This is a genomic window from Seohaeicola zhoushanensis (genome assembly GCF_014656415.1).
GTDB classification, from domain to species: domain Bacteria; phylum Pseudomonadota; class Alphaproteobacteria; order Rhodobacterales; family Rhodobacteraceae; genus Seohaeicola_A; species Seohaeicola_A zhoushanensis.
In genome coordinates, this window is the sequence record NZ_BNCJ01000005.1 from 235062 (window position 1) to 259583 (window position 24522).

Annotated in this window: 26 protein-coding genes and 2 riboswitches; of the genes, 19 read left to right on the forward strand and 7 right to left on the reverse strand. The window is 68.3% G+C overall.

The annotated features are described in order from the left end of the window. Positions 1–67: 67 nt before the first annotated feature. On the reverse strand, positions 68–1126 hold the full coding sequence (locus tag IE266_RS12195) for a Hint domain-containing protein (protein WP_189680365.1): 1059 nt from the start codon (positions 1124–1126) through the stop codon (positions 68–70). A 211-nt stretch (positions 1127–1337) separates the two neighbouring features. After that, positions 1338–1432: riboswitch (TPP riboswitch) on the forward strand. Between the two features lie 52 nt (positions 1433–1484). Between IE266_RS12195 and thiM the strand changes: the two genes are divergently transcribed. From thiM to IE266_RS12235, 8 genes are all read left to right on the forward strand, one after another. Beyond that, positions 1485–2273 carry a hydroxyethylthiazole kinase gene (gene thiM / locus IE266_RS12200; protein ID WP_189680366.1) on the forward strand — a complete coding sequence of 263 codons (789 nt, stop codon included), beginning with the start codon at positions 1485–1487 and terminating at the stop codon, positions 2271–2273. Further along, a complete protein-coding gene (thiE, locus tag IE266_RS12205; protein ID WP_189680367.1) occupies positions 2270–2872 on the forward strand; it encodes a thiamine phosphate synthase in 603 nt (200 codons plus the stop codon). Before thiM ends, thiE begins: the two co-directional genes overlap by 4 nt. After that, a complete protein-coding gene (gene thiD / locus IE266_RS12210) occupies positions 2869–3666 on the forward strand; it encodes a bifunctional hydroxymethylpyrimidine kinase/phosphomethylpyrimidine kinase (RefSeq protein WP_189680368.1) in 798 nt (265 codons plus the stop codon). The genes thiE and thiD overlap by 4 nt, the downstream gene beginning before the upstream one ends. Before the next feature lie 4 nt (positions 3667–3670). Then, the gene (locus IE266_RS12215) at positions 3671–4591 is read left to right on the forward strand and encodes an ABC transporter substrate-binding protein (protein ID WP_189680369.1); all 921 of its coding nucleotides are present in this window, start codon (positions 3671–3673) and stop codon (positions 4589–4591) included. Further along, positions 4588–5283 (forward strand): ABC transporter ATP-binding protein, encoded by a 696-nt coding sequence (locus tag IE266_RS12220; protein WP_373310570.1) that lies wholly within the window; start codon positions 4588–4590, stop codon positions 5281–5283. The genes IE266_RS12215 and IE266_RS12220 overlap by 4 nt, the downstream gene beginning before the upstream one ends. Beyond that, positions 5280–5996, forward strand: coding sequence for an ABC transporter permease (locus tag IE266_RS12225; protein ID WP_189680370.1), 717 nt, complete (start codon positions 5280–5282; stop codon positions 5994–5996). Before IE266_RS12220 ends, IE266_RS12225 begins: the two co-directional genes overlap by 4 nt. Positions 5997–6022: 26 nt before the next feature. Then, a riboswitch (cobalamin riboswitch) is annotated at positions 6023–6208 on the forward strand. Positions 6209–6256: 48 nt separating this feature from the next. Continuing rightward, positions 6257–6934 carry a 5,6-dimethylbenzimidazole synthase gene (gene bluB, locus IE266_RS12230; protein WP_189680371.1) on the forward strand — a complete coding sequence of 226 codons (678 nt, stop codon included), beginning with the start codon at positions 6257–6259 and terminating at the stop codon, positions 6932–6934. An 80-nt stretch (positions 6935–7014) separates the two neighbouring features. Further along, the gene (locus tag IE266_RS12235; RefSeq protein WP_189680372.1) at positions 7015–7851 is read left to right on the forward strand and encodes a universal stress protein; all 837 of its coding nucleotides are present in this window, start codon (positions 7015–7017) and stop codon (positions 7849–7851) included. 2 nt (positions 7852–7853) lie between these two features. On the opposite strand, the gene IE266_RS12240 is transcribed toward IE266_RS12235, so the two are convergent. Continuing rightward, positions 7854–8759, reverse strand: a complete 906-nt coding sequence (locus tag IE266_RS12240; protein ID WP_189680373.1) for a CobW family GTP-binding protein — start codon at positions 8757–8759, stop codon at positions 7854–7856. Next, entirely contained in the window at positions 8756–10396 is a 1641-nt protein-coding gene (locus tag IE266_RS12245) for an amidohydrolase (RefSeq protein WP_229864058.1), read from the reverse strand. Before IE266_RS12245 ends, IE266_RS12240 begins: the two co-directional genes overlap by 4 nt. A gap of 124 nt (positions 10397–10520) precedes the next feature. On the opposite strand from IE266_RS12245, the gene IE266_RS12250 reads away from it, so the two are divergent. The 10 genes from IE266_RS12250 to IE266_RS12295 all read left to right on the forward strand — a co-directional run bounded on the left by IE266_RS12250 (position 10521) and on the right by IE266_RS12295 (position 19977). Beyond that, positions 10521–11474, forward strand: a complete 954-nt coding sequence (locus tag IE266_RS12250; RefSeq protein WP_189680374.1) for a LysR family transcriptional regulator — start codon at positions 10521–10523, stop codon at positions 11472–11474. Between the two features lie 92 nt (positions 11475–11566). Then, complete coding sequence (locus IE266_RS12255) at positions 11567–13129, forward strand: ABC transporter substrate-binding protein (protein ID WP_189680411.1); 1563 nt, start codon at positions 11567–11569, stop codon at positions 13127–13129. Positions 13130–13196: 67 nt separating this feature from the next. Then, the gene (locus tag IE266_RS12260; RefSeq protein WP_229864060.1) at positions 13197–14174 is read left to right on the forward strand and encodes an ABC transporter permease; all 978 of its coding nucleotides are present in this window, start codon (positions 13197–13199) and stop codon (positions 14172–14174) included. Then, complete coding sequence (locus IE266_RS12265) at positions 14171–15055, forward strand: ABC transporter permease (protein ID WP_189680375.1); 885 nt, start codon at positions 14171–14173, stop codon at positions 15053–15055. Before IE266_RS12260 ends, IE266_RS12265 begins: the two co-directional genes overlap by 4 nt. Continuing rightward, the gene (locus IE266_RS12270) at positions 15055–16044 is read left to right on the forward strand and encodes an ABC transporter ATP-binding protein (RefSeq protein WP_189680376.1); all 990 of its coding nucleotides are present in this window, start codon (positions 15055–15057) and stop codon (positions 16042–16044) included. The genes IE266_RS12265 and IE266_RS12270 overlap by 1 nt, the downstream gene beginning before the upstream one ends. Continuing rightward, positions 16044–17024, forward strand: coding sequence for an ABC transporter ATP-binding protein (locus tag IE266_RS12275; protein WP_189680377.1), 981 nt, complete (start codon positions 16044–16046; stop codon positions 17022–17024). Before IE266_RS12270 ends, IE266_RS12275 begins: the two co-directional genes overlap by 1 nt. Positions 17025–17132: 108 nt before the next feature. Beyond that, a complete protein-coding gene (locus tag IE266_RS12280) occupies positions 17133–18152 on the forward strand; it encodes an LLM class flavin-dependent oxidoreductase (protein ID WP_189680378.1) in 1020 nt (339 codons plus the stop codon). A gap of 207 nt (positions 18153–18359) precedes the next feature. Then, on the forward strand, positions 18360–19292 hold the full coding sequence (locus IE266_RS12285) for a DnaJ C-terminal domain-containing protein (protein ID WP_189680379.1): 933 nt from the start codon (positions 18360–18362) through the stop codon (positions 19290–19292). Continuing rightward, positions 19289–19630 (forward strand): MerR family transcriptional regulator, encoded by a 342-nt coding sequence (locus IE266_RS12290; protein WP_189680380.1) that lies wholly within the window; start codon positions 19289–19291, stop codon positions 19628–19630. Before IE266_RS12285 ends, IE266_RS12290 begins: the two co-directional genes overlap by 4 nt. A gap of 56 nt (positions 19631–19686) precedes the next feature. Then, a complete protein-coding gene (locus IE266_RS12295) occupies positions 19687–19977 on the forward strand; it encodes a hypothetical protein (protein WP_189680381.1) in 291 nt (96 codons plus the stop codon). 49 nt (positions 19978–20026) lie between these two features. Here the strand turns inward: IE266_RS12295 and IE266_RS12300 are convergent, their stop codons facing one another. Beyond that, positions 20027–20263: an HP1242/YdcH family protein gene (locus tag IE266_RS12300; RefSeq protein WP_189680382.1), complete on the reverse strand. Its 237-nt coding sequence runs from the start codon at positions 20261–20263 to the stop codon at positions 20027–20029. A gap of 150 nt (positions 20264–20413) precedes the next feature. On the opposite strand from IE266_RS12300, the gene IE266_RS12305 reads away from it, so the two are divergent. Continuing rightward, entirely contained in the window at positions 20414–21520 is a 1107-nt protein-coding gene (locus IE266_RS12305; RefSeq protein ID WP_189680383.1) for a mandelate racemase/muconate lactonizing enzyme family protein, read from the forward strand. Here the strand turns inward: IE266_RS12305 and IE266_RS12310 are convergent. Genes IE266_RS12310 through IE266_RS12320 form a run of 3 tightly spaced genes read right to left on the reverse strand, consistent with a single transcriptional unit; the run spans position 21517 to position 24506 of the window. Continuing rightward, a complete protein-coding gene (locus tag IE266_RS12310) occupies positions 21517–22164 on the reverse strand; it encodes a thermonuclease family protein (RefSeq protein ID WP_189680384.1) in 648 nt (215 codons plus the stop codon). The two genes, IE266_RS12305 and IE266_RS12310, sit on opposite strands and share 4 nt — an antisense overlap. Before the next feature lie 54 nt (positions 22165–22218). After that, complete coding sequence (betA, locus tag IE266_RS12315) at positions 22219–23868, reverse strand: choline dehydrogenase (RefSeq protein ID WP_229864061.1); 1650 nt, start codon at positions 23866–23868, stop codon at positions 22219–22221. Then, the gene (locus tag IE266_RS12320; RefSeq protein WP_189680385.1) at positions 23868–24506 is read right to left on the reverse strand and encodes a glutathione S-transferase family protein; all 639 of its coding nucleotides are present in this window, start codon (positions 24504–24506) and stop codon (positions 23868–23870) included. The genes betA and IE266_RS12320 overlap by 1 nt, the downstream gene beginning before the upstream one ends. Positions 24507–24522 lie beyond the last annotated feature (16 nt).

The window sequence follows — 24522 nt, forward strand, 5'->3', positions numbered from 1 at the left end:
CCCGGCGGTTTCCGGACGCCGTTTTCCTGCAAGGAAAACGGACCGGAATTCTTGGAGAATTCCGGCCTCAGGCGGCCTCGTAGCGCAGTATGGCCGCTTCGGAGGCGCTGAGGTTACGGCGCGCGTAGCCGCCGTAGCGGTGCGGGTCGCGCGCCAGTTCCGGGTGCAGCGCCAGCAGGCGCGTCCGGTCGGTGGCGTCGAGCGCGTCCAGTTCGGCGCTGGCGGGGTGGAAGCTCTCGCATTCCACGCCATTGGCCCAGATGACCTGATGGGCGGGCAGCAGCAGGTGGATATAGGTGACCTCGCGCAGCCTGCTCTCGGTGGTGATGGTGGTAAGGTTCACCAGGTCGCGCGCGGCGACCAGCACCTCGCGGGTGTTGAACAGTGCCTGGGCCACCGGCCCGCGCACCAGCATCCGGTGTTCGGGCGAGACCAGCAGCGCCTGGCCGGGGCGGTCGATGCCCAGCGCCCCTGCCCCGATGCGCACGGGCCGCAGGCGCGGATCGACATGCAGCCGCGCGCCGCTCATCCGGCGCGCGCCGATCCAGCAGACCTCCTGCGGGCCGTTGTCGAGCGTCAGCACGCGGTCGCCTTCACGCAACCCCTCGACCGGGCGCGGCCCCTCGGGGGTCGCGATCATCGTGCCCGGCGTGAAGCAGATGACACCGGCGTTCTTCGCCGGTGTCGGCGCGACGAAGCGGCCGAGCGCGCAGTGGACGACGTAGAGATCGGTATCGCGCGGCGGCAGTTCGTCGACGAACATCAGCAGCGGCGGCTGGCCGGGTGCCACCTCGATCAGCGTGGCGGTATAGCCTCGCGCCCCGTCGGTGACGACGAAGCGCGCCTCCATCAGCGGCTCGTTGGTCTCGACCGGGGTAGCGGGCACGCGGCCCAGTGCCGTGCCGACCAGGCGGCGCACCTTGCGGGCGGCGCGGCGGCGCAGCTCGATCTGGTCCTCGCCTCTCTCCAGCCGCAGCACGTCGTTGGGCCCGTCCACCCGGACCGCCTCGCCATGCCAGGTCCAGGACGCCCCGACCAACAGCGCCTCGATCGGCGCGGGAGACTGCCCCTCGACCTCGGTCTGCGACCAGGACAGGACGAACGTGCCGCGAAAGCCCGTCATCATCTGCCTGTCTCTCTGCCTCGTCTTCTTTTTGTTGCCGGGAGGTTAACAGAGCCGGGCCAGCGAAGGAAGCCATTTGGAATCCATGGCTTGCGGCGTGTTCTTTGCGCCTCAGTCGCGGCTTGCCCACAGGATGCGCACAGCTTGTCCACAGGTCGAACCGCGCATTCCGCCAGAGCGCGCTGGACAAGCGCCCCGGCCCGGGTCTACCACAGCGCCGTGACAGGGGCGTCCGCGCTTGCGGGCTGAGAAGCACCCTTTGAACCTGAACCAGATCATGCTGGCGGAGGAAGTCGCGGAAGATTGCCCCGAATACGGCCGATCTCTCCCCCGTTCCTGCGCCCAGACGGAGGACCGAGAGATGACCGACTGGGGCACTTGCCTGACCACCATGCGCCAGGGTGCGCCGCTGGTGCAGAATATCACCAACTACGTCTCGATGAACGTGATGGCCAACGTGATGCTGGCCGTCGGGGCCTCGCCCGCGATGGTGCATGCCGAACAGGAGGCCGCGGAATTCGCCGCCATCGCCCAGGCGCTGACGATCAACATCGGCACGCTCTCGGCGCATTGGATCGCCTCGATGAAGGCCGCCGCAAGCATTGCCGCGCAGCAGGGCAAGCCCTGGGTGCTCGACCCGGTCGCCGTGGGCGCGACGGCGATGCGGCGGCAGGCGGGGCGCGACCTGCTGGCGCTGAAGCCGACGATCATCAAGGGAAACGCTTCGGAAATCATGGCCCTGGCCGGCGAAGCGGCGCGGGGCAAGGGGGCGGACAGCGCCGACTCGGTGGCCGATGCCGAAGGCGCAGCACTGGCGCTGGCGCGCGCCTCGGGGGCCGTGGTCGCCGTAACCGGGCCAGTGGATTTCGTGACCGACGGCAGCCGGTCCTTCCGAATCGCCAACGGCGACGCGACGATGCCGCGCATCACCGCGCTCGGCTGTTCGCTGGGCGGTGTGATGGCGGCCTTTGCCGCGACCCAGCCGCCGTTGCAGGCGGCGGTGGCGGCGCTGGCCTATTTCGGGCTGGCGGGCGAGATCGCGGCGGAAACGTCGCAGGGGCCGGGCAGCTTTGCCGTCGCCTTCCTCGACGCGCTGCACAGCATCGACGCCGGGACGCTATCCGCCGGGGCGAAGGTGACCGAGGCATGAAACTCTCGGTCTATTTCGTTACGCCTGACGGGGTCGACGACGCGCTGGTGCTGGCCGCCCTGCGGGGCGGGGCCAGCGTGGTGCAGCTGCGCGACAAGACCGCCAGCGACGCCGAGATGCTGGCGCAGGCGCAGCGGCTGCTGCCGCATCTGCGCGCCGCCGGGGTGCCGCTGGTCATCAACGACCGCATCGAAGTGGCCCTGGCCTGCGGCGCCGAGGGGCTGCACATCGGCCAGTCGGACGGCGATCCGCGGCAGATCCGGACGCTGCTGGGCGACGGGCCGCTGCTCGGCCTCTCGGTCGAGACCGAGGCGCATGTGGCGGCGGTGCCGGCGGGGGTCGACTATCTGGGCGTCGGGCCGGTGCGCGCGACGGCGAGTAAGCCGGACCATGCCACGCCAATCGGCCTGGACGGGCTGGCGCGGATGGTGGCGGCGACGCGGCTGCCTGCGGTCGCAATCGGCGGTGTCGGGCTGGCGGACATACCGGCGCTCAAACGCGCGGGATGCGCCGGCCTGGCGGTGGTCAGCGCGATCAGCGCCGCGCCCGACCCGGAAGCGGCGGCGCGGGCGCTGGCGGAAGCCTGGAGGGCGGCATGATTCCGAATGTGCTTTCCATCGCCGGGTCAGACCCCTCGGGCGGCGCCGGGATCCAGGCCGATCTCAAGGCGATTTCGGCCAATCGCGCCTATGGCATGGCGGCGATCACCGCGCTGACGGTGCAGAACACGCGGGGCGTGCGCGCCGTGCAGATGGTCGACGCGGGCTTCGTCGCCGAGCAGATCCGCGCGGTATTCGACGATATCGCCGTGCATGCGGTGAAGATCGGGATGCTGGGCAGTTCCGAGATCACCGCCGCCGTGGCGGATGGCCTGCGCGGGCGCGGCATTCCCATCGTGGTCGATCCGGTGATGGTGGCCAAGGGCGGCGACCGGCTGCTGGCGCAGGAGGCGGTGGCGGCGCTGCGCGAACTGCTGCTGCCGATGGCGACGATGATCACCCCGAACCTGCCCGAGGCCGCCGACCTGCTGGACAGGGCCGAGGCGCAGAGCCGCGAGGAGATGGTCGCCCAGGCCGAGGCGCTGCTGGCGCTGGGGCCCAAGGCGGTGTTTCTCAAGGGCGGGCACCTGCCCGATGCCGAGAGCCCCGACCTGCTGCTCTGGCCGGGCGGGTCGCGCTGGATCACCGCGCCGCGGATCGGGACGAAGAACACCCATGGCACCGGCTGCACCCTTTCTTCGGCGCTGGCGGCGCAGCTGGCGCGGCTGAGCGACATCGAGGCCGCGGCGCTGGCCGCCAAGGCCTATGTGCATGGCGCGATCGCCGGGGCCGACAACCTGAACGTCGGGGAAGGCCACGGGCCGACCGACCATTTCTTCATGACAAGGACATAACGCTGTGAAACGTCTTACGCTTATCCTCGGCCTTCTAGCGGCGCCGGCCTCGGCCCAGGACCAGCTTTCGGTGATGCTCGACTGGTTCGTCAATCCCGACCACGGGCCGATCATCGTGGCCCAGCAACGCGGCTATTTCGCCGAGGCCGGGCTGGAGGTCGAAATCATCGCGCCCGCCGACCCCGCCGACCCGCCAAAGATGGCCGCTGCCGGGAACGTCGACCTCGCGGTGAGCTACCAGCCGCAGCTCTACCTCCAGCACGCCGCCGGGCTGCCGCTGGTGCGGGTGGGCACGCTGGTCAACCACCCGCTTTACTGTGTCATGGTCGATGCCACCGGCCCGATCCACGGGCTTGCCGACCTGAAGGGGCGCAAGGTGGGCTTTTCGGTCGCCGGGATCGAGGAGGCGCTGCTTTACACCATGCTGCGCACCAACGGGGTGGAGCCTGCCGAGGTCGAGCAGGTCAACGTCAACTTCTCGCTGACCCCGGCGCTGGTGGCGGGACAGGTCGACGCGGTCTCGGGCGCGTTCCGTAACTTCGAGCTGCACCAGATGAGCGGGGTCGAGCGTGAGGGGCGCTGCTTCCTGCCCGAGGAGAACGGCGTGCCGGCCTATGACGAGCTGATCTATGTCGCGCGCAAGGAGATCGCCGGGGATGACCGGATCGCGCGGTTCATGGCGGCTACGGCGCGGGCGGCGGTCGAGATCGCGGCCGACAACGCGGCGGGCTGGGAGAGCTTCAAGAGCTATGCGCCCGAGCTGGACGACCGGCTGAACGCGCTGGCCTGGGGCGATACCCGGCCGTTCTTTGCGACCGATCCGGTGGCGCTCGACACCGCGCGCTATGCGGCCTTCGGGGCCTATATGGCCGAGGTGGGGTTGATCCCGGCGGCGCCCGCGGTGGCCGATATCGCGCGGCCGTGACCGGGGCGGCCTGCGCCATTGCCGGGGACGTCCAGCTGGAGGGGAAGCGGCTGCTCGGCGGTCTCGACCTGACCTTCGGGGTGGGGTGGACCTGCCTGCTCGGCCCTTCGGGGTCGGGCAAGTCGACGCTGCTGCGGCTGATTGCCGGGCTGGAGAGCGCCGCGCGGCTTGACGGCCACAGGCGGGCGCCCGAGCGGATCGGCTGGATGGCGCAGGCGGACCTGTTGCAGCCGCGGCTGAGCCTTATCGACAACGTGCTGCTGATGCCCCGGCTGCGCGGCGAGCCCGCGCGGCGGGAGCGGGCCGAGGCGCTGCTGGCCTCGGTCGGGCTGGCGGGGCGCGGCGACATGCGGCCCGATACCCTGTCGGGCGGCCAGCGCCAGCGGGTGGCGCTGGCGCGCGTGCTGGCCGAGGACGCGCCGGTGATCCTGCTTGACGAGCCCTTCGGCGCGCTGGACCCGGCGACCCGGCTGGCGATGCAGAGCCTTGCCCACGACCGGCTGGCCGGGCGCATCGTGGTGATGGTGACGCATGACCCGGCCGAGGCGCTGCGGCTGGGCAACCGGGTGCTGCTGGTCGGCAACGGCACCATCGGCGAGGTGCCCCCCCTGCCCCCGCCGCATCCGCGCGCGCCCGGCGATGCGGAACTGGCGCTCGCGGCGGCGGCACTGCTGGCGCGGCTCAGCGCATGAGGGGGCTGCTGACCCTGCTGCTGCCGCTGGCGCTCTGGCAGGCGGTGAGCGCGCTGGGGCTGCTGCCGCCCTTCGTGCTGCCCTCGCCGCTGCGGGTGGCCGAGGTGCTGGTCGCCGAACGCGCCCTGCTGGCCGGGCATTTCCTTGTGACCTTCGGCGAGGTGACGGCGGGCCTGGCCATCGGCGTGACGCTGGGGGCCGCCACCGCCATCGTGATGTGCCTCTCGCCGCCGGCGCTGCGGCTGCTCGGGCCGCTGCTGGTGACCTCGCAGGCGCTGCCGGTCTTCGTGCTGGCGCCGATCCTGACCATCTGGCTCGGCTACGGACCCGCGCCCAAGATCGCCATGACGGTGCTCTTGGTGTTCTTCCCGGTGGCCTCGGGGCTGCTCGACGGGCTGCGCGGAACGCCCGCCGAGGTCCTCGACCTCGCGCGGATCGCCCGCGCGGGGCGGCTGCGCGAACTGCACTGGCTGCGCCTGCCCCATGCCCTGCCCCACCTCGGTGCCGGGCTGCGGATCGCCGTGACCTATGCGCCGACCGGGGCGGTGATCGGCGAATGGGTGGGGGCGTCGAAGGGGCTTGGCTATCTCATGCTGATGGCCAATGCGCGGATGCGGGTCGAGCTGATGTTCGCGGCGCTGGTGCTGATCGTGCTGATGACGCTGCTCCTGAATCGGGGCACGCACCACCTGCTGCGGCGCTGGTCGATGTGACGGCCGTTGCGCCTGTCCGCGAAGCTGGTTAGCAATGCGCGTCCGGTGCCGTTTGCGCCCAGCGCGGCGGATAATCGGGAACACGGTGAAACTCCGTGACGTGCCCAACGCTGTAAGGTGGACCGGGCGGCAGAGGCCACTGGCGCAAGCCGGGAAGGCGCCGTTTCGTGTTGAAGCCCAGTCAGAAGACCGGCCGGACAAGAGAGACCCCGACGCGCGGACGGCGGCGGGGTTGCGGCTTGTCGGACAGGGGATTTGTCATGCAGCCTACCGGATTGAAACCCGCCGGACCTTTCGCGGCGCCCGAACGGGCGGCCGTCTATCGCGCCATCAACGAACGCCGCGACGTGCGCGGCCAGTTCCTGCCCGACCCGGTCGACCCGGCGGTGCTGCGGCGCATCCTGGAGGCCGCCCATGCCGCGCCCTCGGTCGGGCTGTCGCAGCCCTGGAACTTCATCGTCATCCGCGACGGCGCGGTGCGCGCAGAGGTGCGCCGCGCCTTCGAGGGCGCCAATGCCCAGGCCGAGGCGATGTTCGACGGCTCGCGCCGCGCGCTCTATTCCCAGCTGAAACTGCAGGGCATCAGCGAGGCGCCGCTGAACCTTTGCGTGACTTGCGACCGCCAGCGCGGCGGGCCGGTGGTTCTGGGGCGCACCCATGACCTCGACACCGACCTCTATTCGACGGTCTGCGCGGTGCAGAACCTCTGGCTGGCCGCGCGGGCCGAGGGGATCGGCGTCGGCTGGGTCAGCATCTTCCGCGACGACGACCTGCGGCGCATCCTTGGCCTGCCCGAACGGGTGGTGCCGGTGGCCTATCTCTGCATGGGGCACGTCAACACGCTCTACGAGAGCCCCGAGCTGGAGATTCGCGGCTGGGCCAGCAAGCGCCCGCTGGACGAGATGATCTTTGCCGACCGCTGGGAGGGACGGCCCTAGGCGGTTTTTGACCTACGTCAATTCGTGGGGGCCGGAAGCGTGTTAAAGATTTATTATTGTCGCAAATTTTGGAGCGCACCATGTCCGTCAAGACCATCGCCGTCGTCCTGCTCTCGGTCCAGGAGGCCGAATGGCTTGCCCCCGCCGCCTGCGAACTCGCCCGCGTCCACGAGGCGCATCTTATCGGCCTGCACGCCGCCGAGCCGATCCAGCTCTATGCCTCGATGGGCATGGAAGGCGCGGTGCTGCCGGAACTGACGCGGATGCAGATCGAAACGGCCGAGCAGATCGCCGAGATCTTCAACCGGGCGGCCAAGCTCTCCGGCGTGGCGAACGAGTTCCGCCAGCAGGACAGCGGTTTCTACGGGGCCGAGGAATTCGCCCTGTCGAGCGTGCGCAGCGCCGATCTGGTGGTGACCGGAACCGCCGATCCCGCGCATAACGCCGCTTCGGTCGAACGGCTGCGGGACGAGCTGGTGCGCCGGTCGGGGCGGCCGGTGCTGGTCATGCCGAAAGACGCGCCGCTGGCGGTGCGCCCGGACCGGCTGCTGGTCGGCTGGAGCGACACGCGCGAGGCCGCCCGGGCGGCGCATGACGCACTGACGCTGGCCGCCGCGGGCGCCGTGATCGACATCCTTTCGGTGCACCGCTCGGTCGGGCCGATGGATGCCGCCGCGTCGAGCCGCGAGGACATGGCCGCCGCGCTCGACCGGCTTGGTTATCGTGCGACCGTGCTCGACCGCGATGCCGCCGCAGGGGCCGCGGGCGAAGCGCTGCTGGCCGCCGCGCTGGAGCGCGACGCGCAGCTGCTGGTGACCGGAGCCTTCGGGCACTCGCGGCTATATGACTTCGTCATCGGCGCGGTCACGACCTACCTGATGCAGAATGCCACGCTGCCGGTGCTGCTGGCCAAATGAGTTCAGCCGCTGGCGGTCTCACGGGCTGCCAGCGCGTGAAGGGCGGCGATATCGAGCTGCCCCTTGAGGCCGATGCAGACCAGGCCTTCGCGCGACTCCGGCGAGGCCGGGGTTGCGGTTCCCTGGCGCCCGGCTACCTGGATCAGCGCCATGCCCTCGGGCGTGCGCAGCCAGCCCTTGGCCCGCACCACGCCATAGGGGCCGGTGGCGATTTGGCGGGCCAGTCCGGCGGCGTCTTCGGAGGCGGCGGGGGTCAGCACGATGCTCTCGAACAGCCCGTCGGCGTGGTCATGGGCGTGGGCATGGGCCTCGACCGGATGGGGGCCGAGGCCGATCACCACCTCGGCCGGCACCTGCGCGTCGCGGCAGGGCACCACGGCGGCGCCGGGGGCCTGCGCGGCGACCCAGGCGGTCAGCGTCTCGGGCGGTTCGGGGGCCAGGTCCATCTTGTTCAGGATCACGATATCGGCCTGCGCCAGCTGGCGGGCGATGGTATCGCCGATATAGGGGTCGTCGAAGGCGCGGCGGATGTCCCCGGCATCGGCCAGCACCACCACGCCGTCGCAGCGCACCTCTGCCAGCAGCGCCGCCGTTGCCATGATCGAGCCCGGAATCGCCACGCCCGAGCTTTCGATCAGCACATGGTCGGGCCGCGGGTCGAGCTGGCGCATCTGCATCAGCGCCGCCGTCAGGTCATTGCCGAAGGAACAGCAGACGCAGCCCCCGGCAATCGAGATCAGCGTATCGCCCTCGGCCTCGATCAGGTCGGCGTCGATCGGCAGCGTGCCGAACTCGTTCACCAGCACGGCCAGCCGCCGCCCGCCCGCGTGTCGCAGCAGGTGGTTGACCAGCGTGGTCTTGCCCGCGCCGAGATAGCCGCCGATTACCGTGACCGGCAGCGCGCTCATATCGCGCTGGCGGCGAAGACGCGGCCGCCCTGCACGGTGCCCCAGACCGGCACGTCCTTGAGCGCCATCGGCTCCACCGTGGTCGGGTCCTGTTCGAGCACCGCGAAATCGGCGCGTTTGCCGGTCTCGATGCTGCCGACCTCGCCGTCGAGATGCAGCGTGTAGGCCGCGCCCATCGTCACCGCCCAGAGCGCGTCGTCGACGCCGATGCGTTCGTGTTCGCCCTGCACCCGGCCCGAGGCGGTGATGCGGTTGACCGCCGCCCAGGCAGTGAAGAGCGGCCCCAGCGGCGTGACCGGCGCGTCGGAGTGGATGGTCATCGGCACCCCCTGCTCCAGCGCGGTGCGGCAGGCGTTCATGCGGGTGGCGCGCTCGGGGCCGACGGTCAGGCGGTAATGCTCGTCCCCCCAGTAGTAGTGGTGGTTGGCGAAGAGGTTGACGCACATGCCCAGCGCCTTCATGCGGCGGAACTGCGCGGCATCGGCCAGCTGGCAGTGCTGAAGGGTGAAGCGGTGGTCGCGGCTCGGGTGCTTCATCAGCGCCGGGGCCAGCATGTCGAGCGCCAGCTCGGTCGCCTGGTCGCCGTTGGTATGGGTGTGGACCTGCACGCCGGCCTCCAGCGCGCGTTCATAGATCTCGGCCATCTGCTCGGGCGCGACATACCACAGACCGTTGGGCGCGCCGTTGTAATAGCCCGGCCACTTGAGCCGCGCCGAGAAACCCTGGATCGAACCATCGGCGACGACCTTGATGCGGCCGAGCCGGCAGCGGTCGGTTGCCAGCGCCTTGAGGCGCACCACCTCGGCCACCAGTTCCTTGGGCGGCAGGCCGAGGAAGAAGCGCAGCGGAACGACGCGGGCGGGATAGGTCTCTTCCCCGGTGACGCGCAGCATCATCTCGACGGTTTCCGGCTCCAGCCGCGAGGCGAGGTCGGTCACGGTGGTGACGCCGGTGCGCACACAGAGCTTGGCGAAGTCGCGCAGGCCCATCTCGTCGCAGTCCATCAGCGAGCGGTCGAAGCCGACATGCGGGCCGACCGGGGTCATCACGTCGGGACCCTTCAGCTCGCCGGTGGGATAGCCGTCGGGGCCCAGCGGAATACCGGGGTGGTTGACGCCGGGCTTCATGAGGCCGGCCAGTTCCAGCGCCTTTGTGTTCACGTTCAGGATGTGGCCCGAGGCGTGCATCACCCCGATGGGCCGCGTGGCAGAGACCTGATCGAGGTGCTGGCGGTTGACGCGCTGGTTGTCCATGTAGATCGGGTCGAGGCCCCAGCCGCAGAGCGGCGTGTCGCCCGAAAGCTGGCCCTCGGCCTCGCGCAGCCGTTCGAGGACCGCGTCGATGGTCTTGAGGCCGTCCCAGGTCTTGCCGGCCGGGTCCATCCGGTCGAACCAGCCGAGGTAGGTATAGCGCCAGAGCGAGCCTTCCGAAGTATGCGCGTGGCCCTCGACGAGGCCGGGCATCAGCACCTTGTCGGCGAAACGTTCGTCGAGGGTGTAGTCACCCCAGCCGGCCAGTTCCTCAAGCGTGCCGGCCCCCAAAATACGCCCCTCGCGCACGGCGACATGGGTGGCGCGCGGGCGGGCCGGGTTCATGGTGAGAATGGTCTTTGCGGAATAAATGGTAGTGCCGGCCACGGCCTGTCTCCTGAACTTTGCGCTTTGCCGGCGAGCCTAGGACGCTTCCCAAGCGGGGAAAAATGGTTTTATCTGTCCATCAACCGCGATTTTCTGGTGGAATGGATCCGCAATGAATTTCACGTTGAAACAGCTCCGTTATGTCGAGGCCGCCGGGCGTCTGGGCTCGATCGCCCGTGCCGCCGAGGAGATGGCGATCTCGCAATCCTCGATCACCGCCGCGATCGACGCGCTGGAGCATTCGCTGGATTACGACCTCTTCGTGCGCACCCCGGCCAAGGGCATCCACGCCACGCCGCCGGGGCTGGAGGCGTTGCAGATGATCCGCGGATTCCTCAATCATTCGCGCCATTTCGAGGCCGACCTGCAATCGGTCGGCGGCGACGAAACGGGCGTGGTGCGGATCGGCTGCTATGGCACCGCTGCGCCGGCTTTCCTGCCCGAGATCCTGCGCGCGATGAAGGACAGGCGGCCCAATATCACGGTGGACGTGCTGGAGGGCGACATGTCCTCGGTGGTGGACTTCCTGCGTGACGGCAAGGCGGACCTGTCCTTCACATATGAAATGGGCCTTGATTCGGGGCAGCAATTCGAACCCCTGTTCAACGCGCCGCCCTATGCGCTGATTTCGACCGACGACCCGATGTCGGAGCTGCCGGGCGTCACCTATGCCCAATTATCGCGCAAGACGATGGTGATGCTCGACCTGCCCTATGCGCGCGACTATTTCAGCACGCTGTTCTCGCGGCGCGGCCTCAGTCCCACGGTCGGCCATGCCACCCGCTCGGCCGATTTCGCGCGGGCGCTGGTGGCGGGGGGATTCGGCTATACCATCCTCAACATCCGCCCGCCGGAGTTCGACGGCGACAAGAGCGCCTATCGCGCGCTGCCCATCCTGGACGAGACCGAAGCCCCGATCTTCGGGATCGCGACCATGCGCCAGACCCGGCAACCCCGCACGGTACGGGCATTTATCCGGACCTGCATCGAACTGCGCGATGCCGGTGCCTTCGACCCGCTCATCGTATCGGCAGCGCCGGTTAGTTCCGCCAAAAAAAACATCAATAGTCCGCATTAAAACTGTTTTATGGGGGAAATGTGCTGATCTACGCTCTCTCGAAATAAAAAGATCAAAACAAGCAACACGGAGGATCACGTCTCGTGCGACACATGTTCAAGCAATTCCTGACCGCGACCGCCGCGGCAGCTCTGCTGGCCACTTCGGCCATGGCGGATGAACCCAAGCGGGGCGGCACGCTGGTGACGGTGATCACCTCGACCCCGCGGGTGCTGAACCCGGCAGTGCAGTCGGGCATCGCCACCGGCTTTCCGGGCGCCCAGCTGTTTGCCTCGCCGCTGCGCTATGACGACAGCTGGACACCGCAGCCCTACCTGGCGAAAAGCTGGGAGGTCAGCGAGGACGGCCTGAAGGTCACGCTGCACCTGGTCGAGAACGCCACCTTCCACGACGGGCAGCCGATCACCTCGGAAGACGTCGCCTTCTCGGTGGACGTCATCAAGGAATACCACCCGTTCAAGTCGATGTTCGCGCCGGTGACCTCGGTCGACACGCCTGATGCGCATACGGCTGTGATCAACCTGTCCAAGCCGCACCCGGCGCTGATGCTGGCGATGTCGGGGCAGCTGATGTCGATCATCCCCAAGCACATCTACGGCGACGGCCAGGACCCGAAGAACCACCCCCGCAACAACGTCGACGTGGTGGGTTCGGGCCCGTTCAAGCTGGTCGAGTTCAAGAACGGCGAGCACATCATCCTCGAGCGCTATGACGGCTTCTTCATGGAAGGCCGCCCCTACCTCGACAAGATCGTGATGCGCATCATGCCCGACAGCTCGGCCCGCGCCATCGCGCTGGAGAACGGCGAGCTGATGCTGGCCGCCTTTGAAGCCGAGCCGACGCTGATCCAGCGCCTGTCCAAGGTGAAGGGGCTGAACATCACCAACAAGGGATACGGCGGTATCGGCCCGATCGACTGGCTGGCGATGAACACCACCCGCGGCCCGCTGCAGGACAAGCGTGTGCGCCAGGCGATTGCCTATGCGATCGACAAGAACTTCATCCTGAAGGCGATCCTGCGCGGCACCGCGGTCGAGGCCAAGACCGGCATCCACCCCGACAGCCCGCTCTACGATGCGGATGTGAACAACTACCCGCTCGACCTCGACAAGGCCGCGGCCCTGCTCGACGAGGCCGGTTTCCCGATGAAGGACGGCAAGCGGTTCGACCTCACGCTCGAACTGGCGCCCTTCCCGGGCTACAAGCCGCAGACCGAATACATCAAGCAGGCGCTCTCGAAGGTCGGGATCAACGCGACGATCCATTCCTCGGCCGACTTCCCGAGCTGGGCCAAGATGATGGGCACCCTCGACTTCGACATGTCGCTGGACAGCGTCTACAACTGGGGTGACCCGGTGATCGGCGTGAACCGCACCTATATGAGCGACAACATCGGCAAGGGCGTCTGGTCGAACACCCAGGGCTATGCCAACGCCCGCGTGGACGAGCTGCTGCAGATGGCCGGCACCGAGAACGACCCCGAGAAGCGCAAGGCGCTCTACAAGGAGTTCCAGGAAATCGTCGCCGACGAGGTTCCGATCTACTTCCTGAACGCGGTGCCGATGCACACGATCTATTCCGACAAGGTGGGCAACCCGCCGATGGGCATCTGGGGCACCAGCTCGCCGATCGACATGACCTACCTCAAGGACTGATCGCCTCTCCTTTCCCGCGGCGCCACCGCGCGCCGCGGGTCACCGCCAGACCGATAAGGATCCGCCCTTGGACCAGCTCAGATCAACCCTGATCCGGCTTGCCTATGCCGTGATGCTTCTGCTCGCGGTTCTTGTCCTCAACTTCTCGATGCTGCACCTCGCCCCCGGCGACGTGGTCGACACCATCGCCCAGTCGATGGGCGGCGCGGACGAGACCGTCCTGAACCAGATCCGGGCCGACTACGGCCTCGACCAGCCCTTCCTGGTGCAGCTTGGCCGCTATGTCCTGCGGGTGCTGCAGTTCGACCTCGGCTATTCGTTCTTCTACAACCAGCCGGTCACGAGCCTGATCCTGGAACGCCTGCCGGCGACGCTGCTGCTGGTGCTTTCGGCGCAGATTCTGGCGCTGGTGGTCGGCGTGGTGCTGGGCGTCTTCTCGGCGCGGCGGCCGAACGGGATCCTGAGCCACTTCGTCACCTTCTTCGCCCTCTTCGGCTATTCCGCCCCGGTGTTCTGGACCGGCATCCTGCTGCTGATTGCCTTCTCGCTGAAGATCCAGTGGTTCCCGGTCGCGGGGATGCAGGATGTGACCGTCGAAGGCGGCTTCTTCGCCCATGCGCTGGACATTGCGCGCCATCTGGTGCTGCCGATGGTGACGCTGGCCTCGATCTTCCTTGCCCTCTACTCGCGCCTCGCGCGCGCCACGATGATGGAGGTGCTGGGCTCGGACTATGTGCGCACCGCCAAGGCCAAGGGCCTGACCATGCGCGACGTGGTCTACAAGCACGCGCTGAAGAACGCGCTGGCGCCGGTCATCACGCTGGCGGGCCTGCAGTTCTCGGCGGTGGTGTCGGGCGCGGTGCTGGTCGAGACGGTGTTCTCCTGGCCCGGCCTCGGCACGCTTGCCTTCCAGTCGATCATCGCCCGCGACACGCCGACCATCCTCGGCATCCTGTTCTTCTCGGCGCTGGTGGTGATCGTCGGCAACATCCTGACCGACCTCGCCCTGCGCCTGGTCGATCCCCGAATCGGAGGACGCAGATGAGCGACGCCCCCGCCCTGCCCGAGGAAACCGTCGAGAAGGCGCGCCCGCCGATCGCCGAGGCCTGGGAGATGTTCCGCAAGAACCATGCTGCCGTGGCCGCGCTGGTGGTGCTGATCCTGATCGTGCTGGCCGCAATCTTCGGCCCCGCGCTCTATGGCACCGACCCCTTCGACATGGTCTGGGCCCCCTTCTCGCCCCCCGGCGCGGACGGGTTCCTGCTGGGGACCGACTACCTTGGCCGTGACCTCACCGCGCTGATCCTGTCGGGCGCGCGGGTGTCGCTGGTGATCGGGCTGGCCGCAGCGCTGGTCTCGGTCTTCATCGGGGTGACCGTGGGCGCGCTGGCCGGCTTCTACCGCGGCGTGGTCGAGGAAGTGCTGATGCGCATCACCGAGTTCTTCCAGGTGCTGCCGACGCTGCTGTTCTCGATGGTCATTGTCGCCCTGTTCGGCGCCTCGCTGCCGATGATCACCTTCGCCATCGGCGTGGTCAGCTGGACCGCCGTGGCCCGCATCACTCGGGGCGAGTTCCTGCGCATCCGCGAACTGGAATACGTTACCGCCAGCCGCGCCTCGGGGGCCTCCAACCTCAAGCTGATGTTCAAGGTGATCCTGCCCAACGCCCTCACCCCGATCATCGTGCAGTCGGCGCTGATGGTGGGCGGCGCCATCCTGTTCGAGGCGGGGTTGTCCTTCCTGGGCCTGACCGACCCGAACGTGGTGAGCTGGGGCCAGATCATCGGCAGCAATCGCACCTATATCCTCGAGTCGCCCTTCACCGTGACCATTCCGGGCCTTGCGATCTTCATCACCGTGCTGGCGATCAGCCTTGTCGGCGACGGGCTGAACGACGCGCTGAACCCCAAACTGAGGCAGCGCTGATGACCGAACCGCTTCTCAAGGTCGAGAACCTGCGCATCGAGTTGAAGACCCGCAACGGGGTCGCGCCGGTGATCGACGACCTGTCCTTCGACCTGATGCCGGGCGAGAACATCTCGTTCGTCGGCGAGTCGGGCTGCGGCAAGTCGATGACCGCGCTGGCGATCATGGGGCTGCTGCCCGAGGGCATCGGACGCATCGCCTCGGGGCGGATCGTCTTTGACGGCGAAGACCTGACCCAGGCCAGCGAAAGCCGGCTGCGCGACATTCGCGGCAACGAGATCGGCATGATCTTCCAGGAGCCGATGACCTCGCTCAATCCGGTCTTCACCGTGGGCGAGCAGATCGCCGAGGTGCTGCGCACCCACCAGGGCCTGTCGCAGCAGGCGGCCTGGAACCAGGCGGTCGAGCTGCTGGACGCCGTGCGCATCCCCAATCCGAAGTCGCGCGCCTCGGCCTATCCGTTCCAGATGTCGGGCGGCCAGCGGCAGCGGGTGATGATCGCCATGGCGCTGGCCTGCAAGCCCAAGATCCTGATCGCGGACGAGCCGACGACGGCGCTGGACGTGACCGTGCAGGCGCAGATCTTCGACCTGCTGCGCGATCTCAGGAAGGAGACCGGCACCTCGATCATCATGATCACCCACGACATGGGCGCGGTGGCCGAAATGGCCGAGCGGATGATCGTCATGTATGCCGGCCGCAAGGCCGAGATCGGGCCGGTGGAGCAGATCATCGACCATGCGCGCCATCCCTATACGCGGGGCCTCATCTCCTGCGTGCCGCATATCCTGTCGACCATCACCGAGGAACGCCACGACCTGACCGAGGTACCGGGCATCGTGCCAAGCCTGCGCGACTTCGGGCAGAACCGCTGCCTCTTCGCCTCGCGCTGTTCGCACCGGACGCAGGAATGCCTGGACCAGAGGCCGCCGGCGAAGACCTTTGCCAACGGCCAGGTGGCCGATTGCTGGCACGCGGAGGCGATGTGATGAGCGACCTTCTGAACGTCGAGAACCTCTGCGTCCGCTTCGAGGTGAAGCGCGGCGGGATGTTCGGGAAGAAATCCTACCTGCACGCGGTCGACGATATCTCGTTCGCCGTGAAGAAGGGCGAGACGCTGGCCATCGTCGGCGAATCCGGCTCGGGCAAGACCACCGCCGCGCTGGCGGTGGCGCGGCTGGTGAACGCCTGGCGCGGCAAGGTCGAGCTGGACGGGCGCGATATCCTGCCGCTCGACGGGGCCGAGCTGCGCCGCGCGCGCCGGCGGGTGCAGTTCATCTTCCAGGACCCCTATTCCAGCCTCAACCCGCGCCAGCGGGCCGAGGCCATCGTCAAGGAACCGCTCGACAGCCTCTCGGACAAACCGGAGGCCGAGAAAGCCGAGATCGTCGCGCGGCTGTTCAAGGCCGTGGGCCTGCGCCCCGAGCAGCAGCGGCTGTTCCCGCACCAGTTCTCGGGCGGGCAGCGGCAGCGCATCGGCATCGCGCGGGCATTGGCGACCCAGCCCGAGCTCATCATCTGCGACGAGCCGGTCTCGGCGCTGGACGTGGCGGTGCAGGCGCAGATCCTGAACCTGCTGCGGCGGCTCCAGAAGGAATTCGGCCTCACCTACCTGTTCATCAGCCACGACCTTGGCGTGGTGCAGCACATGAGCGATTCCATCGCCGTGATGTACATGGGTAAGGTGGTGGAACATGCCGACCGGATCAGCCTGTTCTCGAACCCGCTGCACCCCTATACCGCCGCGCTGCTCTCGGCGGTGCCTTCGGTCGACAAGGCGCGGCGCGAGGCGACCAAGCGGATCCTGATCCCCGGCGATCCGCCCGACCCGATGAACCCGCCCAAGGGCTGCCGTTTCGCCACCCGCTGCCCGCTGGCCGAGGCGCGCTGCCGCGAGACGCCCCCTGCCCTGCGCGAAGTCGCATCCGGCCATCGCGTGGCCTGCCACCTGGTGCCGGACCCGGCCTGATCCCGGTGCGCGTCAGGTCACAGCGGCTGCGCATGTGCGAAGATTGGCGCAGGCGCTGAAATCGCCTATCTCCGGGGCAACGGCGCCACCGCGCCCTGGAGATAGATCATGAAGAAGATCGGCTTTCTGTCCTTCGGACATTGGAACCCGGAACCCGGCTCGCCCCTGCGCAGCGCGGGCGAGACGCTGACACAATCCATCGAACTGGCGGTCGCCGCCGAGGAGCTGGGCGTCGACGGCGCCTATTTCCGCGTTCACCATTTTGCCCGCCAGCTCGCCTCGCCCTTTCCGTTGCTGGCGGCTGTCGGCGCGCGCACATCCAGGATCGAGATCGGCACCGGCGTGATCGACATGCGCTATGAAAACCCGCTCTACATGATCGAGGACGCGGGCGCCGCCGACCTGATCTCGGGCGGGCGGTTGCAGCTGGGCATCTCGCGCGGCTCGCCCGAGCAGGTGATCGATGGCTGGCGCTATTTCGGCTATCAGCCGGGCGAGGACGAGGACGCCTCGGAGATGGCGCGCCGCCATGCCGAGATCTTCCTGAGCCACCTCGACGGCAAGGGCTTTGCCCAGCCCAACCCCAGCCCGATGTTCCCCAACCCGCCGGGCCTGCTGCGGCTGGAGCCACATTCGGAAGGGCTGCGGGATCGCATCTGGTGGGGTTCGGCCTCGAACGCCACCGCCGTCTGGGCCGGCAAGATGGGGATGAACCTGCAAAGCTCGACGCTGAAGGTCGACGAGTCGGGCGAGCCCTTCCACGTGCAGCAGACCAAGCAGATCCTGGCCTTCCGCGCGGCCTGGAAGGAAGCCGGCCATACCCGCACGCCGCGCGTCTCGGTCAGCCGGTCGATCTTTGCGCTGACCAACGACATGGACCGCGCCTATTTCGGGCGGGGCGGCAAGGAAAGCGACCAGATCGGCCATATCGACAACTTCCGCGGCATCTTCGGGCGCGGCTATGCGGACGAGCCGGACCGGCTGGTAGAGCAGCTGAAGAAGGACACCGCCATTGCCGAGGCCGACACCCTGCTGCTGACGGTGCCGAACATGCTGGGCGTCGACTACAACGCCCATGTGCTGGAAAGCATCCTGACCCACGTGGCCCCGGCGCTCGGCTGGCGCTGAGCCTCCGGGCACGAACATGACCGCCGCCGGCTGCCCAGCCGGCGGTTTTTGCGTGTCGGCCCACGTGCCGAGGCTTGACGCAGGTCAAGGTGATCCCGACCTTGAGGGGGCAGTTTGACACTGTCATTTCACAGGCTCGGGCCGCGCCGATGCCGGAACAGACGGCACCCGGCGGGCGTTGGCCCCGAAAGCACGAGCACGGACACGATGCACGAAGACCCGTACAAAGTCCTCGGCGTGGCCAAGACGGCGACGCAGGACGAGATCCGGAAGGCCTATCGCAAGCTTGCCAAGAAGCTGCACCCCGACCTGCACCCGGGCGATGCCTCGAAGCAGGCCGAGTTCCAGGCGGTCACCGCCGCGCATGACATCATCGGCGACCCCGAGAAGCGCAAGCGGTTCGACGCGGGCGAGATCGACGCCAGCGGGCAGGAACGCCCCGAGCGGCAGTATTACCAGCAATACGCCGATACCGGCGCCGGGCGGCGCTATGACCAGGCCGGTCCGGGCGGCTACGAAGACCTGTCGGATCTCTTCTCCGACCTCTTCGGCAACCGTCAGCAGGGCGGCGGGCGGCGGACTTACCAGGAGTTCGATGCGCGGGGGGCGGATATGCGCTATCACCTCGAGGTCGATTTCCTCGATGCCGCGCGCGGGGCCAGGCGCAGCCTGTCGCTGCCCGACGGCTCGGCCATCGAGATGACCATTCCCGCCGGGCTGAAGGACGGCCAGACCCTGCGGCTCAAGGGCAAGGGTGGCGCGGGCATGGGCCGGGGTCCGGCGGGGGATGCACTGGTGACGGTGAACGTGCGCCCGCATCCGAGCTTTGCCCGCGACGGCGATGACATCGAGGTCGAACTGCCGATCACCTTCGACGAGGCGGTGCTGGGCGGCAAGGTCGAGGTGCCGACCATCGGCGATCCGGTGTCGATGACGATCCCCGCCGGGGTCTCCTCGGGCCACCGGCTGCGGCTGAAGGGCAAGGGGATCAAGCCCGCGAAGGGGCCGGCGGGCGACCAGCTGGTGCGGCTGAAGATCGTGCTGCCCGAGAAGATGGACGACGAGATGGCCGAGATCGCCCGCCGCTGGCGCGCCCATGTCCGCCATGACCCGCGCAAACCGCAGCGGAGGAGCAAATGAGCCTGAACGAGAAACAGGTGGTGCTGCGGATCGAGCGCCTGACCATCCGCGACCTGCGCCAATGGGTGCGCGCCGGCTGGGTGCTGCCGGCGCAGGGCGAGGCCGGGCCGGTGTTCGACGAGCTCGACGTGGCGCGGCTGCGGCTGATCTGCGACCTGCGCAAGGACATGTCCCTGCCCGCCGACGCCATGCCGGTGGTGCTGACGCTGCTCGACCGGCTGCACGCGGCGCGGCGCAGCCTGCGCACGCTTGGCGCGGCGCTCGACAGCCAGCCCGACGAGCTGCGCCAGGCCGTGCTGGAGGCCTGCCGCCAGCTGCACGAGCGCGACAATGGTTGAATCACATTCGTATTTTGCTATGCTTTAGACAGTCGGGCCAATCCAGGGAGGGTTTGATGCTTCGACATCTTGAAACGCAGCGCCGGGTGCTGGTGCTGACTATCCAGCGGTATCAGGAGGCCGACCGTGACTGGTCGGCGGCAGCGCGCGAGGCGCGCAGTTGGTTCCCGGGCGCCCGTCGCGGCATGGCCGTGGTGATCGGCAGCCCGGGCTCGCGGGTCCGCAAGCTCTATGATCGGCGCGAGAAGGCCCTGCAGCAGCTGGCCGTGGCACGGCGCAACCTCGACGAGGCCAAGGCGCGGCTGGCGCGGCGGCACCGGGTCATGTTGCTGCTGACGGAAGGCTGACGGCCCGCAAGGGGCCAGGGGCGGCGGCCAAAGCCGCCGCCAAACATGCTCAGGCGAGCATGCGGACGATCTCGTCCTTCAGTTGCGCGCGCTTCTTGCGCAGGTCGACCTCGGCCAGCTGTTCGATCGGCTCGACGTTGGTTTCCGCGCGGTGCACGGCGCGGTTGACCTCGTGATACTCGTCGGCGAGACGGGCGAAATGCGGGTTCGAGGACTTCAGGTCCTGGATCTTCGCGGCCTTGTCCGGGAATTCCTCGTGCAGTTCGTGCGGCGTATGTTGCGACATTTGTTGTCTCCCAAATTTACGTTCACCCATGCCTAACGCCAGAAATCGCCCCCGGCTTTGACGCGGATCAAATGACGCAGGGTCAGGCGCCGCCATTGGATGTCGCGTACAGGCCAGAAGGCCGGGGCCGGGGCGCCTTCAATCGGACCCATGAAAATCACCGCGCTCCGCATCCGCCCGATCACCCTGCCCCTCAAGGTGCCCTATCACTGGACACAGGGGATCCGGACGGATTTCTCGGTCAACCTGATCGAACTGGAATGCGAGGACGGCACCATCGGCCTTGGCGAATGCACCGTCGCGCCGGACCAGCAGGCGAGCGTTCGGATACTGGAGGCGCTGGCCTCGAGCCTGATCGGCGAGAGCCTCTGGGACGCCGCGCCGCTGCGGGATCGCATCCTCAAGACGCGCTACATGGCCTTCGGGGCGAACACGATGCGGGCCGCGAACCAGATGCTGGCGGGGCTCGACTTCGCGATCTGGGATGCGCAGGGCAAGATCGCCGGGCGGCCGGTCTGCGACCTGCTGGGCGGGGCTTTCCGGCGCAGGGTGGGGTATTTCTGCTTCCTGCAGGGCGATACCGTCGACGAGCTAGCGAAGGATGCCGCGCGGGCGCGGGCGGCGGGCGAGCGGGTGATCTACGTGAAGGTGGGCCGCGCCGACGAGCAGGTCGATATCGAGATCGTCCGCGCGGTGCGGGCCGAGATCGGCGACACCCGCCTGCGGCTCGACGCCAACGAGGGCTGGGACCCCTATCGCGCGATCCGCATGTGCCGCAAGTTCGAGCCCTTCGACATCGACTTCATCGAGCAGCCGACCACCAGTTGGTCGATCGACGCGCTGGCCCATGTGCGCCGCTCGGTCGGCATTCCCATCGTGGCCGACCAGGCCGCCTTCACCCTGTTCGACGTCTACGAGATCTGCCGCCAGCGGGCGGCGGACATGATCTGCATCGGCCCGCGCGAGGTGGGCGGCATCCAGAACATGCTCAAGGCGGCGGCGGTGGCCGAGGCGGCGGGGCTGAACATCTGCATCCATTCGAGCTTTACCACCGGGATCACCACGGCGGCGGAATACCAGATCGCGCGGATGATCCCGAACCTCGACGACGGCAACCAGATCATGTGGCAGCTGGCGCGCGACAATATCGTGGCCGCGCCCTCGCTTGCGCCGGTGAACGGCTGGCTGGAGATGCCCGACGCGCCGGGTCTGGGGATCACGCTCGACCAGGAGGCGGTGGAGCGGTTGAGCATCTAGCGGCGGGCGCGGCGCCAGCCGGCGGCGCGGGCCTCGGCCTCGGAGCAGAACCAGCGTTCGCCCTTGCTGACCGAGATGCGGGTGCGGTCATAGTGCTCCTGCCCCGGCAGGTGATAGATGCGTTCGCCCTTGGACGAGATATTGCCCTTGATCTTGCAGCCCTCCACCGTCGCCGGCTGCACCGGGCGGGCGCGGAACTCGGCGGGCTGCTGGATCGTGCCGCGATGGATGCCGACGCCGGCGACATGGGCCGCCTTCTCGTCGAGGTCGTAGTCGAGCGAGTAGCGCCGAAAGGCTAGCGCCCAGCCGTTGCGCACCAGTTCGCGCGCCACGTCCTGGCCCCCGACCGTGCAACGCGCCACCGTACGGCCGTAGCGGTCGGTGTCCAGCGCATCGCAGCTTGCGACATGCCCCTGGTAGCGCGCGCGGGTCTGCTGGGTGGCCCAGTCGCCGCAGGACCAGTCGCGGCCGTCGCGGTCGGTGCAGCTCTGACCCAGCTCGGGCGCGTCGATGCCGAAGATCCGGACGCGGGTATCGCCGACGTCCCAGGTGTCAGCGTCGATCACCTTGACGCGGCCCGAGGGCGCGGCCTGGGCAAGGGCGGCAATCAGGGCGAAAACGAGGGCGGCGCAAATCCTTAACATCCGGTTAAGGTACGGGGCCGCCGTTAAGGATTCAATCGCACGTTGCGCGAAAGGTTAACGCTGTGACCTTTCCCACGCCGGGTTGATCCAGGGCTCGTCATTGGAGCGCGCAAGCGGTGCCTTGCCCAGCAGGTGGTCGGCCATCTTCTCGCCCACCATGATCGAGGGCGCGTTCAGGTTGCCGTTGGTGATCCGCGGGAAGATCGAGCTGTCGGCCACCGTCAGCCCCTCGACCCCGATCACGCGGCCCTGCGGATCGACCACCGCCATCGGATCGTCGGCGCGGCCCATCCGGCAGGTGCCGCAAGGGTGATAGGCGCTCTCGGCGTGTTCGGCGATGAAGGCGTCGATCTCGGCGTCGCTCTGGACGGCTGCGCCGGGCTGGATCTCGTGCTTGACGAAAGGCGCAAAGGCGGGCTGGGCGAAGATCTCGCGCGTGAGCCGCACGCAGGCGCGGAAGTCGCGCCAGTCGCTGTCCTCGCTCATGTAGTTGAAGCGGATCACCGGGACCTCGGCGGGATCGGCCGAGCGCAGCGTCACCGCCCCCCGGCTTTCCGAGCGCATCGGGCCGACATGGGCCTGGAAGCCATGGCCCTCGGCCGCCGCCTGGCCGTCATAACGCACGGCGATGGGCAGGAAGTGGAACTGGATGTCGGGGTAATCGACCCCTGCCCGCGAGCGGATGAAGCCCGCGCTCTCGAACTGGTTCGAGGCGCCGAGGCCGGTCTTGGTGAACAGCCATTGCGCGCCGATCAGCGCCTTGGAGAAGAGGTTCCAATGCTTGTAGAGCGTGATCGGCTGGCTGGCGGCCATCTGGATATAGACCTCCAGGTGGTCCTGCAGGTTGGCGCCGACGCCAGGGCGGTCGGCCACCACCTCGACCCCCATCTCGCGCAGGTGCTGCGCCGGGCCGATGCCCGAGAGCATCAGCAGCTTGGGCGAATTGATCGACGACGCGGCAAGCACCACCTGCCGCCGGGCGCGGATCGGCGGCTGGCCGCGCAGGATGACGCCGGTGGCACGGCCCTGCGTGATCTCCACCCGCTCGGCAAAGCCCTTTACCAGCGTGCAGTTGGACCGCTTCAGCGCCGGGCGCAGGTAGGCGTTGGCGGCGGACCAGCGGCGGCCCTTCCAGATGGTGCGGTCCATCGGGCCGAAGCCTTCCTGCTGCTGGCCGTTGTAGTCCGACGTGACCGGGTAGCCCGCCTGCCGCCCGGCCTCGACGAAGGCGTCGAACAACGGGTTCCAGCGCGCCCCGCGCGTCACGTGCAGCGGACCGTCGGTGCCGCGCCAGGACGGATCGCCGCCATGGCCGCCGTCGTCCCAGTTCTCCATCCGGCGGAAGTAAGGCAGCACGTCGGCATAGCTCCAGCCATCGGCGCCCTGCTCGGCCCAGTGGTCGAAGTCGCGGGCATGGCCGCGCACGTAGACCATGCCGTTGATCGAGGACGAGCCCCCGATCACCTTGCCGCGCGGGGTAGCCAGGCGGCGGTTGTTCAGATGCGGCTCGGGCTCGCTGCGATAGCCCCAGTCGTAGAGCGGCATGTTCATCGGATAGCTGAGCGCGGCGGGCATCTGGATGAAGGGGCCGGCATCGCTGCCGCCGTGTTCGATCACGATGACCGAGGCGCCCGCCTCGGTCAGCCGCCAGGCCATGGCGCAACCGGCCGAACCGGCGCCGACGATGACGAAATCGGCTTCCATCAGAAGGTGCCCCGCAGCGCTTCGTAGTTGACCATGGCGTGCTCGCGATAGGCGGGCCGGGCCTGGAGGCGTTCGTAATAGGCGGCCAGCGCCGGCATGTCGGGGCGCGGCCAGTCGAGCGTGAAGTAGCGGTGCAGGATATGGCCGCAGGCGATGTCGGCGAAGGTGAAGTCATCGCCACCGATATGGGCGCGGTCCTGCAACCGGGCGTTCAGGATCCCGGCGAGGGGGACCAGCGCCTCGATGGCGGTCTGGTAATAGGCCGGGTCGCGCTGCTCGGGCCGCTGGCGGACCAGGTGGTAGAAGAGGCGCAGCACCACCTCGGTGAAGGTGTTCTTGCCCCACTCGGCCCAGGTGTCGAGCGGGCCGCGCCGCCTGGGATCGGCGGGGTAGAACCGGTCGTCGCCGTAGGCCGCGCCGAGATAGCGCAGGATCGCGGCGGCCTCGAACATGACGACCGCGCCGTCGCGCAGCACCGGCACCTTGCCCATCGGATTCATCGCCAGGAACTCGGGCGCCTGCGGCGAGGCATGGCCGAAGCCGTAGTCGAGCCGTTCATGGGTCAGGCCCAACTCGTGCACCGCCCACATGACGAGCTGCACGTTGGACGAGTTACGGCGGCCGTAGATCGTCAGCATGTCTTTTTCCCCTGCC